We start from the raw sequence: 12334 nt of genomic DNA, 5'->3' as shown, positions 1-12334 counted from the left end.
GCGCATCTGTCTCAGGCTTGACCTGCCCAGGCCGTGGCATCCAGCACCTCCAGGACGCACAACCTACCCGATCAACCATTAAGTCACTGGTATTGGGCCTAGGCTGGCTGTGTGTCGCCTCCCGATCCAGGTGGTGCCCGCACGCTCGACGGGATCGCAGAACGCCTGCGGTCGTTGAAGTCGTGGGCGGGAGATCCCTCGTACGAGGTCATCACGAGCCGGATCAACGCCGCGTGGACGGAGGCCGGTCTCCCGGCCGGCGAACTGGCCAGGAGGGGGACCGTCGTCGACTGCTTCCGAGCGGGCAGGCGGAGGATCAACACCGACCTGGTCGTGGCGGTCGTGCAGGCGTTGCACCCGGACGTGGGTTACGTCGCGCAGTGGCGACAGGCGTTGCGGGTGGCCCTCGGCGAGACGCACGCGGCGGCGCAGGTCCGGGTCCAGGACGAGTTGCCGCGGGACCTGGCCGGGTTCACCGGTCGCACCGCCGAACTCGACCGGCTGGTGGAGGCGCTGTCGCCCGGCGCCCGGCGGCCCGCACCCGTGGTGGTCACCGCGATCGAAGGCATGGCGGGGGTCGGCAAGACCGGGCTCGCCGTCCACGCCGGGCACCTGGTCGCCCGCCGGGACCCGTTCGACCGGGTGCTGTTCGTCAACCTGCGCGGCCCGCACCCCGACCCGGCCCAACCCCCGGTCGACCCGGCCGCGGTGCTGGACGGGTTCCTGCGGTTGCTCGGGACGTCCGGCCACCTGATCCCTCGCGACCTGCGCGCCCGCACCGCCGCCTACCGCAACCGGCTCGCGGGCACCCGGACCCTGGTGGTGCTCGACAACGCCGCCTCCGCCGACCAGGTCCGCCCCCTGCTCCCGGACGTCCCCGGATGTCCCGTGGTGGTGACCAGCAGGCGGCGTCTCACCGGCCTCCGCTCGGCGACGCACCTCGTGGTGGACGTCTTCGCTCCCGACGAGGGCGAACGGTTCCTCGCCGAGGCCACGCCCGGAGTGCCGATCGGCCCGGACCCGGACGCGGCGGCGCGGATCGCACGGCGCTGCGGCCACCTGCCGCTCGCTCTCGGCCTGGTCACCGCGCACATCCGCGCCACACCCGGCTGGACCCTCACCGACCACGCCGACCGGCTCGACGAACGCCACCGCGACCGGCGTCTGGACACGGGGGTCGAACTCGCGCTCGACCTGTCCTACCGGCACCTGCCCGCCGACCGGCGACGAGTGCTGCGCCTGCTGGCGCTGCACCCCGGTCAGGACTTCGACACCGACGCGGCGGCGGCACTGGCCGACGCGGACGCCGCGACCGTCCGATTACTCCTGGACGATTTGTGCGCCGACCACCTGCTGCAACAGAGCGGTCCAGGCCGGTACTCCTACCATGACCTGGTCCGCGACTTCGCCGCGTCCCAGGCCGTCGACGAGGATCGCCCACCCGAACGCCGCGCCGCCCAGACCCGGTTGTTCGACCACTACCTGGCCACCGCCACGGCCGCGATGGACCGCCGCTTCCCCGCCCGGGTCCACCGCCACGCGGCCGGACCTCCGGCGATCGGAGTCCCGGCCCTGGACGATCCGGCCACCGCGTTGGCGTGGCTGGACACCGAACGCCCGACCCTCGTCGCCGTCGCCGCGCACACCGCCGCCCACGGCTGGACCACGCACGCCACCCGGCTGTCGACCACGCTGTTCCGCTACCTCTCCTGCGACCACCCCACCGAGGCGCTGGCGATCCACGGCCACGCCCGGGACGCCGCCCGACAAGCGGATGACGTGGACGCGGAGGCCCACGTGCTGATCGGTCTCGGTGGGGCCCACGCACAGCTGGGTCACCACCCGACGGCCACCGAACACTTCCAGCACGCCCTGCTCCTGTTCAGGCAGACCGGCGACCTGGTCGGCCAAGCCCGTGCGCACGCCAACCTCGGCGTGATCGAAGGACGCTCGGGCCGCTACCGGGCAGCCGCCGAGCACTGCGCCCATGCCCTGATCGTCGCGCGGCAGTCCGGCAACAGGACCGTCGAGGTCAACACGCTGAACAACCTCGGCGTGGCCGAAGGACATCTGGGTCACTACGACGCGGCCGCAGAGCACCACCAGCGGGCGCTGACCCTGTCACGCCGGACCGGCAACCGCGATGCCGAAGCCATCGCACTCAACCACCTCGGCGTCATCGAGGCGCGACTCGGTCGCTACGAATCGGCCTCTGACCACCTGCACGAGGCGCTGGCCCGATACCGCCGGATCGGCAACCTCGACGGCGAAGCCGGAGCGCTGCACCACCTCGGCGCCCTCCAGAACCGCCTCGGCAGGCCCGCTCAGGCCGTCGACCGCTACCGAGAGGCCCTCGCCATCGCCCGCAGGATCGGCAACCGGCACGCCGAGGCCTGGGTGCTCAACGGCCTCGGCGACGCCGCCCGCACCGCCGGCCGACCGGGTGACGCCGCTGGCCACTACCGGGAGGCGCTCGCCATCGCTGTCGAGATCGGTGCGCGGGACACCCAGGCCAACGCCCACGCCGGACTCGGCCACGCGCACCGCGCCCTCGGTGACACCGCCCAGGCCCGCCGGCACCACCAGCAGGCCGTCGCCCTGTACACCGAGCTCGACCTGCCGGAAGCCGACGACCTGCGCGGCCACCTCACCACCAGCGGCCACCTCACCACCGGCGACGACCGCGCCTCCTGAACCGCCCGCTAGTCGAGCCACCAGTTGAGCGGGGTGGTGTCGTCGGCCGGGTCGTAGACGTTGACGTAGTACCACTCACCGGCGGGGACGGCGGACCGGTAGCGGGTCAGGGCGGCCTCGACGGAGGCGAAGCCCGCCTTGAACGGGATGGTGAACACGGTCAGGGAACTGGACTTGTCCCGGGTCCAGCCGACCCCGTCGGACCAGCCGCCCAGTGATTCCAGCTCGGCCTTGAGCCGGGCGAGGTCGGCGTCGGCGGACGCGGGTGCGCTCACGTGCACCGCGATGTTGCGGCCCCGCTCGACCACCTCGAAGGAGTGGTCCGGCCCGACGCGCAGCAGGTCGCCCGCGGCGGCGCCCATGGCCAGCCCGGGCGACGCGGACAGTCGCCACCCGGCGCCCTCCCGGACGGCCGGCACGTCCTCGTGCACCGGCCGGCCGGAAGGGCCGATCTGGACCAGCAGTCGTACGGTCGCCACGCGCCCGATCCTAGTCTGTTCGTCCGTACGGGGCGCCACAACTTCCCCGCTCCGCGCACGACATGCCGGGTCTCGGCGCGCCCCTGTTGCCCGCGCTGAGGTTGCACGCCGCGCCCTCCAGGCACACGTTGGCCCTGGACAGGTTCCCGCCCTGCGAGGTCGGCACGTTGCGGTGTCCCAAGTGGACGTTGGACGGGTTGGTCGTGGTCTGGCCGCAGCGCCAGCAGCGGTAGATCCCGCCAGCCTGGTCCGCCTCGTCTATCAGGGCGTCGCGGACCGCTTGCTGGCCGGCTCGGGAACCACCGGTCGGTCCGCCGGCGCTGGCCGCGACCTCGGCCGCGGTGGCGCCCTGACCGTCCCGCAAGACCGTGCCGGCGCCGCCGGTCGGTTGCTGCGTGGCGGGGCGGACGGTCGGTGTGGTCGCCGGGGGAGCGGCCGCGGGTGGTGTACCGCGGACCGAGCGGATGATGGCGCCGCCACCCTTGACGACACCGAAGGTGACGCCGGAGATGACCGCGTCGGTCGCGACCGCCCCGACGGTCTGCTCCTCACCGCTGATCGCCCGGGAGGTCGCACCGGCGACCACGCCCGCACCCACCGCGGCGGTGCCCTGTGCGGCGAGGGTCAGGCCCATGGTCGCACCGGCGACGGCACCGGAGATCACGCCCGCGGCGGCGGCGCCGGCGAGGCGGCCACCGTTGAACTCACCCTTGACCGCCTGGCGGACGCCCTCGACCCCGACCCCGATCAGCAGGCCCACACCGGCACCGATCGCGATGTTGACCCACCGCCCGTCCGGGTCCACGAGCCGGATGGGGTTGTGCTGGCCGTAGGTGTACAGCCCGAGGTTCGCCGGGGCGTAGACCCCGCCGTTCGGCGCACCGTCCAGGTAGGAGTCCAGGGCGGGGTCCGGGCTCTGCCAGAGCTGCGTGCGCGGGTCGTAGTACCGGGCGCCGAAGTAGTACAGGCCGGTTTCGGGATCGATCTCCTTGCCGGTGTACTGGTGCGGCACCGGCTGTGCGGGGTGCTCGCTGACCCAGGACTCGCCGGCGGCGAAGTACTGGGCGTGCTCGGTGAGCCCGCCGGCGTTGTCGGTGACGAAGCTGGTCGAGCTCAGGTGGTCGCCGTGCGAGTAGTACTGGCGGTCCTCGAACCGGTGGTCCGGCTCGACCGCCTTGGTGATCAGCTTGGTCGGCCCCACGTAGACGTGCTTGAACTCGTGGTTGCCGCGGGTGGAGTAGTTCTGGTTGGGGTAGACGTGGAAGTTCGCGCCGTCCTTGATGACGCGGTTGCCCTCGTCGTCGTAGCGGTGCCGCGCACGGTTCGCCGTGCCGCCCGCGTTGTCGCACGACGCCGGGGTCTGCGGCAGGGTGTGCGACTGCACGTTCTCGTGCGTGCACGCCAGCCGGTTCTCCTCGTCCCAGATGAGCTGGCGGCGCGGCCTGGGCTGCTCCGACTTGCTGATCTGGTTGCCGTTGGCGTCGTAGCCGACGGTGAACGGCCCGATGCCGGTCGGCGCGTGCGGCTGGTCGCCGCCGTAGGTGTAGCCGTAGTTGTACGTGGTCTTCTTCTGCACGACGGCGTTGCCGTCGCTCACCATCTCGTGCCGCTGGTTCTTGTTGGTGATGTTGTGGATGGTGTCGTACGCCAGGTCCACGGAGTACCGGTCGGTCCGCGGGGTCCGCGGCTGGTACGTGCCCTCGGCGTGGGTGAGCCGGTACAGGTCGTCGTAGCCGAACGTCTGCGTGCTCGGACCGCCGACCTGGCGGCCGACCTCCGGTCCGCTCGGCGCCACCACGTCGTTGGCGATCGTGGTGACGTTCCCGACCGCGTCGTAGGAGTAGTCCTGGTTCTGGAAGACGTGGCTGCCGTGCTGGTCGTTGAGCTCGGCGCGCATGTTGGCGAGCCTGCGGTTGACCGAGTCGTAGGTGTACTGGGTCCGCGTGCCGTTCCCGATCTCCTGGAGCACGCGCTGCTCGAACTTGTCGTAGTCCAACCGGGTCAGGTACTCGTAGGTGGAGCCGGCCTTGACGCCGGTCGCGGCCTCGACCTGGCCACCGCTGTTGTACCGGTAGGTGAGCTCCTCACCGTCCGGGTAGGTCAACGCCAGCATCCGGTTCCACGTGTCGTAGCGGTACCGCGTGGTGTAGGAGCGGGTCTGGTTGCCCTGGACCGAGACGGTGCGGGACTCGCTGGTGATCTCGCCCAGCGGCCCGTACTCCCGGGCGGCGGAGCCCGCGCCGTCGGTGATCGCGGTGATCCGGCCCGCGCCGTTGTTCGGTGCGCCGGGTCCGCCGTAGGTGTACGTGACGTTGTTGGCGGCGAAGACCGGGTACCGGATCTTGACCAGCCGGTTCTGGTCGTAGTCGTACTCGACCGCCTGACCGGTGGCGGCGAGCTTGGCGGTGACCCGGCGGACCGGGTTGTCGGTCAGGTCGTACACGGTCTCCGTGCGCCCGGAGTCGGGGCTGTCCACCACCGTGCGCCGGCCGAAGTCGTCGTACGCCGACGCGGTGACGTTGCCGTGGTCGTCGGTGGCCGAGGTGAGCTGCGCGAGCGGGTCGTGGGCGTAGCTGGTCCAGATGACCGGCTGGCCGCCTGCGGCGTTGAACTCCTTGACCGCCGTGGTCAGCTCGCGGACGTCGCTGTAGGTGTGCTTGGACTTGCCGTTCGCGTCGGTGGCCACCAGCTCGAACTGGGTGGCACCGGCCCGGTCGGGACCGAACCCGTACCTGTTGGTGGTCTCGGTGCCGTCCGGCAGCACGGTCCTGACGGCGCGGTCCTGGACGTCGTAGGACAGCCTGGTCGGGGTGACCGGGTCGACCGCCGGGTTGAACGTGGTGTTGGCCGGTCCCTTCGGCTCGGTCACCGGGAAGCGCGTCTCCACCACGCGTCCGACGAAGTCGAAGACCGTCCGGCCGGACACGGTCATCACGTCCTGCGCCGGCTGGTCCGGTGCGACGTGCACCGCGGCGTCCTTCTTGGTCTGGATGACCCGCTTGAGCCCGTCGGCGAAGGCGATCGTGTCGATGGTGTCGGCCCGGACCGCGCCGCCCGCCTCCCGGTCGACGTGCCGGGTGACCGCGTACGGCACCGGCGCCTCGGGGTGGTACTCGAAGTCGATCGTGACCCGGTTCTCCGGCGCCTCGTGCGGACCGGTGACGGTGTCCACCCGGCCGAGGGTGTCGTAGGTGTTGCGCACGACCTGGTTGTTGACGTCGGTCGTGGTCTCCACCAGGCCGAACTTCAGGTTGTGCGTGGACCGGGTTTGCAGGCCGAAGCTGTCGGTGACGCTTTCGAGGTGCACCCCGACCACCTGGTCGTAGGTGTAGTCGAGCCGGTAGCGCTGGCCGGTCGCGTTGGGCGGCTTGATCACCGACCGGAGGTTGCCGTTGGGCAGGTACTCCATGTCGGTGACGGCCTCGGCGCCGCCGGCCAGCCGCGCCCGCACCTGGCGGACGTCACCCGTCGCGCAGTCCACGACGGACTCGCGGTGCCGCATGGGCGTGCCGTTGCCGGACACGTCGATGACCTTCGGGGTGCCGATGATGTGACCGGGGGCGCAGGCGGCGTCCTCGACCGTGTACCGCACCCTCGTGTCGACGTCGTCGCCCGGCCCGGTGTCGGCGGCGTCGAACCGCCGGGTCATGTTGCCGGACGCGTCGTAGTCCATCTCGATGAACGTCGACTTGCCCGGGTTCGGCTGCCCCTCGAAGAACCGGCGGTCGGTCCGGGCCAACGTGGGGAAGATCGTCGCCGTGGTGCTCTTGGCGTCGGCCTGGGCACCCGGGGTGAGCACGTCCCGCAGCGCGTAGCTGTGCTGGGTCTCCACGAACGGGTTGCCGGCCGCGTCGGTGGTCAGCTCACGGCGTTGCAGGCCGCGGGTGTAGTGGCTGTCGTTGTGGAACTCGCGGATCACGTTGCGGTACACGGCGTCGCCCGCGCCGGGGTCGCGGTGCCGCTCGACCACCGTGGCGTAGCCGTAGAAGTCCCGCTCCAGCCGGTCGAAGGAGCCGTTCTGGTACTCGTAGGTGACCAGCTGGTCGTCCTGCCCGTCACCGGGCTGCCCGTCGTGCACCGAGACCCGGTTCAGCACCCAGCGCGACTGCGGCTGACCGTAGGTGTTGCCGTCGCGGCTGTAGTCGAACGCCATCCGCGCGCCCATCGGGCGGGTCACGCCGCGCAGCAGGTTGGTGCGGCCGGTGCGGTTGCGGGCGACCGACAGCTCGTCGTCCTCGGTGGACGCGAGGTGGTCGGCGTTGCCGTCGCCGTCGATGTCGCGCAGGGACTGCTCGGTGCGGCTCGACCCGGTGGAGATGTCGGCGCCCGGGTTGATGACGACGCACACCGCGGTGAAGCAGATGCCGAACGTGAAGTAGACACCGCCGCCGAGCTTGGCGTTCTGGTCGCCGTTGATGCCGGCCAGGCTGCCGTGGAACGGGGTCTCGGCCTCGAACCCGTTGCCGGTGTTGAGCGCGACCTTGATCGGCGTGCCCGCGCGGACCCGGTCGAGCAGCCCGTCGCCGTTCATGTCCATCAGCGTGCTGGAGGTGGAGCTGCTGCCCTCGCTGTACGAGGCCCCACCGGCGAACCCGTAGAAGTCGGTGTTGAACCCGATGTTCACGCCGGCGTTCTCACCGCTGCCGTCGTTGAGCGGGGCGGGGTTGCGCCACGGCTCGGGCTGGCCGAACCGGTAGCCCAGGTTCAACGCCACCCGGCCGTCGGCGTACACCCGGTCCGGCAGGTCGTCACCGTTGACGTCCAGCAGGTCGAACCTGCTGTCGGAGGTGCTGCCGCCCAGGTTCGCGCCGACACCCAGCGGCGGCATGTCGTTGCCGGACTGCGAGGTGTTCGCGGCGGCGTGTCCCGGCGGGGTCGCGTGGCCGCGCCCGGTGCCGATCGTGCGCGCCGCACTGCCCGCGCTGGCGTTGCCGGAGACGTTCTCGCTGCGCCGCACGGCGCCGTCGGGCAGCGAGCCCTTGGTGGCGCCCAGACCGCCGACCATGTCGGAGTACTGGATGCCGCCCGAGCCGACCACGTCCGGGAACTGGTCGCCGTTCATGTCGATGAAGTCGACCTCGCCGCTGCTGTCACCTGTCGCGATGCTGCCGCCGATGGAGCCGACGCCGCCACCGACGCCGCCGGTGAGGGAGATCTGCTCGGACCGGGACAGTCGCGGCACCGCCGAGGCGTCCGCGAAGTCCGACGGCTTCGGCAGGCTGATCGACTCGATGCCCAGCCGGGAGCTGCTCACGCCGGACTTGGCCACCCAGCTGTGCTCGCCCGCGCCCCAGCGCTTCGACTTCGGCGACGGCGAGAACGGCGCCACCTTCGGCGGGTCGATGCGGGGGTTCGCCGCGAACTCGTCCTTCTGCGCCTGCGGGTCGACGCTGTCCGGCAGCTGGTCGCCGAAGTTCTCGTCGATCACGAGGTCGCCCTGGACGACCGGTTGGTCGGCCCTGGCCCGGTTGCCGTTGTAGCCGATGGCCGCCCAGCCGCGGTACGGCTGGCTGAACGCGCCCTCCTCGGCGGGGCCGCGGAACACGCTCTGCGGCGTCGCCGAGCCTCCCTGGCCGAACGTGACGGAGACCGACTGCCCGGTCAGGAACCCGCGCAGCTTCGGGTCGGTGGTGCTGAAGTCGAAGAACAGCTCGTCGTCCGCGCCCGCGTCGACGGTGAACGCAGCCGGGGCGGTCACCTGCCCGTCGACCACCTCGAAGAACCGCTTGGCGAGCAGCTCACCACGCCGTTTGACGGTGAACGCGACGCGCGCGGTCGGCTGCTCGGCGCCGAACGCGAACGACAGGCTCGGGGTGACGGTGAGCTGGTCGTCCTGCGGCACGTCCAGGAAGCCCTGGGGTCCGACGAGGCCGTCGACCGGGTAGATGTCGAGGTCGTACGGCGGGTGCACGTCGATGAGGAACTCGCCGTTCGGCCCGGTGACCCGGTCCACGCCCTCGGCCGCCGTGTAGTAGGCCCGCGGGGTCCACTCGACCTGGTCGACGTCGATCGGCGAGTCCACCCGCACCCGCCACTTCAGCACCTGCCCCTGCTGCACCGGGACGTCGAGGTCCACCGGGATGGTGCCGGTCGACCCGGCGGCCAGGGTCTGCTCGAACACCGGCGTGCCGTCACGGGTGACGACCACCGTGACGTCGTCGGTCGTGGCGGCGCGCTTGAGCAGGTCACCGGACAGGTGCATGGTGCCGGTGAGCGGCACCTTCACCTGCGACGCGCGCCCGCCGAGCGTGAAGTCGCGCGACGCCTGGAACCGGTGCTGCGGCAGCCCGTTGACGTCCGTCGTGTCCGGTACGTCGAGGTAGCTGATCGTCGGGTCCCAGGACACCTGGTCCAGGCCGCCGTCGAACGCGGACTGCACGCGGAAGTAGAGCCGCTGACCGCGGGTGACCGTGATCGAGTCGACGCCGGACGGCGCGTGCTCGGCGTTGTCGCTCGCCTCGATCCGCCGGGACCACAGCTCGGCGTCCTCGTGCTGGATCGCCACGCGCACGCCGTCGGCGGTGTTCGAGTCCGCCCGTCGTGCCGCGGTCTCGTCGGCGAGCTTCACCGCGCCGTCGATCCGCACCCGGCCGTCGAACGGGGCGACCCACCGCCGGAGGCTGTCCAGCAGCGGGAACGAGTCGACCATGCGCTCCTGGTCGGCGGCGTAGTCGGGCAGCAGACCGGTGGTGTCGACCTGACCCGCGCCGACCGGCACGGGGGTGTCACCGCTGACGCCGTACACCGGCGTGCCGTTCGGTCCGACCCGGCCGAACAGCACGGCCGTGCCGTTCACCAGGTCGCTGATGCCGTCGCCGTTGACGTCGCTGAAGTACTGCGTGGTCTTGGAGAACGTGTTGACGTAGTCGAGCTGGGCGGCGACGGCGCCGGCGTAGCCCTCGATGCCGAGGGTGAGGGAGTTGCTGCTCTCGCCCTGGATGCCGGGCAGGTTGAGCGGCGTCGCCGACTCGGCGAACCGGGGCTGACCGGTCGGGCCGGACAGATTCCTGCGGTACTTCACCGTCCCGCCGTCGGTGAAGACCTTGTCCGGCAGGGAGTCGCCGTCCACGTCGATGAGCGCGAGCAGCCCGTTGTCCTCGGCGTGGTTGAAGCCGACCTTGACGCCGACCGAGCCGGACTTGCTGGGCGACGTGCCGACGCCGACGTAGACGTGGCCGCCGCCACCGACGCTGGTGTTCGCGTTGAGCGCGCTGGCCTTGCCCGCCTCGTCCGGGGTGAGGTTCAGCAGGTCGTTGCCGAGATCGTCGTCGGGCGAGGTCCAGCCGACGGAGTCGAACGCCTGGTACTGGCCCTGCGCGTCGCGGATGTCGTCGAAGTACTCGAACTGGTGGGAGTTGAACGGCGCGCCGTCGGCGCCGAGCTGGGACACCGAGCGCAGCAGGGTCTTGAAGAACGCGCCGGTGGTGTAGTCGAACCGGTACCGGCGGATCAGCTCGCCGTCGAGCGTGACGTCGACCTGGCGCAGCAGGTCGGCCGCCACCCGCTTGAACCCGCCCCGCGCGTCGATCGTCTTGTCCTGCCGCGGCGACTCGCCGAGCTGGCGGTCGCGCAGGAACGTGACCGCGTAGCGGCCCTCGGCGTCACCGTGGCCGGTGTAGGTGATCCGGTCCGGGTAGAGGTTGCGGCCGGGCTCGGCGCCGCCCTCGATCCCGCCGTCCTCGACCAGGGTGTGGTGGTACCGCATGAGGTTGTCGTTGGCGTCGCGCACCTCGCGCAGCGCCCACACGTAGACGTTGCCGGCGCCGTCGGCCAGGGTGGTGTTCGCGTCGGGTGCGGACGCGCCCTCGCCGGCGCCGTAGAACCAGCGGGTACCGGTCTTGTCGGTGATCTCCCAGCGGTAGTTCCGCGGGTTGTCGCCGTGCCGCACGATCCGGTCGAACTTGCCCTCGACCCTGGCGTGGAACACCTTCTCCGCCACGCGCGACTGGAGCTCGCCGCGGTTGGCGACCGGCGTGAGCTGTTCGCCGTTGAGCAGGTAGGTCTCGGTCTCCAGACCGGCGTCGTAGCGCGGCACGCCCCAGCGGGTGTCGATCGTGATGGCGGGTGTGCCGACGTCCCAGCCGACGCCCAGCCAGCCGTTGCCGCCCGCGGAGTTGTAGCGCACGTCCAGCTTGGGCTCCAGGCCCTCGCGACCCCTGGGCACCTCGATCGGGTAGCTGAGCCGGTTGTCGCCCTGGTTGTTCGCGCCCGGCGGCAGGATCAGGTTCACCCCGGCGCCCGGGTCGGCCGCCTCGATGTCCTTGATCTGGTTGGGGTTGAAGGACGTGCCCTCGGCGTGCTCGGGGACCGTCACGGTGGCGTTGACCATGGTGGTGAAGTGGTTCGTCGTCGAGACGATCACGTGGTTGGTCTCGTCCACCGACACCCGCGGCAGTGGCTTCCAGCACCCGCCGAGTTCGTCGTAGAAGAACGTGAACACGTCGTTGGCGGTGAAGTCCGCGCTGAGCAGCGTCGGGTCGTACGGCAGGCTGACGGTGATGTCGTCGGAGAACGTGTGCGGGGTCGGCGTGAACTCGTAGCCGCGCCGCGGCCCGGTGGTCACGTTGGTCATGCCCGGGTCCAGGTCCGGCACGCGGCCCGCGCCCAGCGGGGTGATCCCGACGCCGATGGGTAACTTGACCGCGCTCGGGCGGATCTCCAGCTTGGCCCCGTCGTGCTCCACCACCGCGGGCGCCTTCCCGCCGGGTCGCACGATCGTCTGGTGCCCCGGCAGGTCGGCGGCACGCGCCGCGGACACCGGGCGGGCCTGCGCGGAGCTGACGTCGCACTGCCCGGTCAGCGCGGCCTCCTGGCCGGTGCCGGTGCCGGTGCCGACGGCGGTGGACCGGCTCGTGGTCCCGGGCTGTGACGCCGAGACCCCGGCGACCGCCAAGGCGACCATGGCGCCCAGCGCCAGGCCCTTCAGCAGTTTCGTTCTCCGACTGAAGGGCAGGTGGCCAGCGAAGATCCGGCTCATTGATCCACTCCTGGGGGTGGCGGTGCGCAGAGCGAGCAGACGTTGCATCGCGGCCGTGCGGCGTCCCGTTGCACCGCTTCACCGGGATGGCCCATCCGCGGCACCGTGGTGGCCTAAGATCGACCACCCCGATGTGGGGAACACCTCGTGTGAGTGGTCGTGCCCGCGGAGCCGGGTCGTCGTG

At 71.3% G+C, this 12334-nt stretch carries 3 protein-coding genes; 1 reads left to right on the top strand and 2 read right to left on the bottom strand.

What is annotated here, in order from left to right:
* Nucleotides 1–111: 111 nt before the first annotated feature.
* Entirely contained in the window at nt 112–2694 is a 2583-nt protein-coding gene (locus AB0K14_RS34330; RefSeq protein WP_360457746.1) for a tetratricopeptide repeat protein, read from the top strand.
* A gap of 8 nt (nt 2695–2702) precedes the next feature.
* Here AB0K14_RS34330 and AB0K14_RS34325 read toward each other — a convergent pair whose 3' ends face one another.
* Nucleotides 2703–3173, bottom strand: a complete 471-nt coding sequence (locus AB0K14_RS34325) for a DUF4265 domain-containing protein (RefSeq protein WP_360457743.1) — start codon at nt 3171–3173, stop codon at nt 2703–2705.
* A gap of 10 nt (nt 3174–3183) precedes the next feature.
* Nucleotides 3184–12150: a SpvB/TcaC N-terminal domain-containing protein gene (locus AB0K14_RS34320; RefSeq protein ID WP_360457740.1), complete on the bottom strand. Its 8967-nt coding sequence runs from the start codon at nt 12148–12150 to the stop codon at nt 3184–3186.
* Nucleotides 12151–12334 lie beyond the last annotated feature (184 nt).

Origin of the sequence: Actinosynnema sp. NPDC050801 (genome assembly GCF_040673975.1) — a bacterium.
GTDB lineage: Bacteria > Actinomycetota > Actinomycetes > Mycobacteriales > Pseudonocardiaceae > Actinosynnema.
This window is presented reverse-complemented; position numbering and strand designations above follow the sequence as displayed.

What these genes read in the sequence shown, in the direction of transcription:
- AB0K14_RS34320 (WP_360457740.1), bottom strand. Translation starts at nt 12,150, where the DNA reads ATGAGCCGGATCTTCGCTGGCCACCTGCCCTTCAGTCGGAGAACGAAA.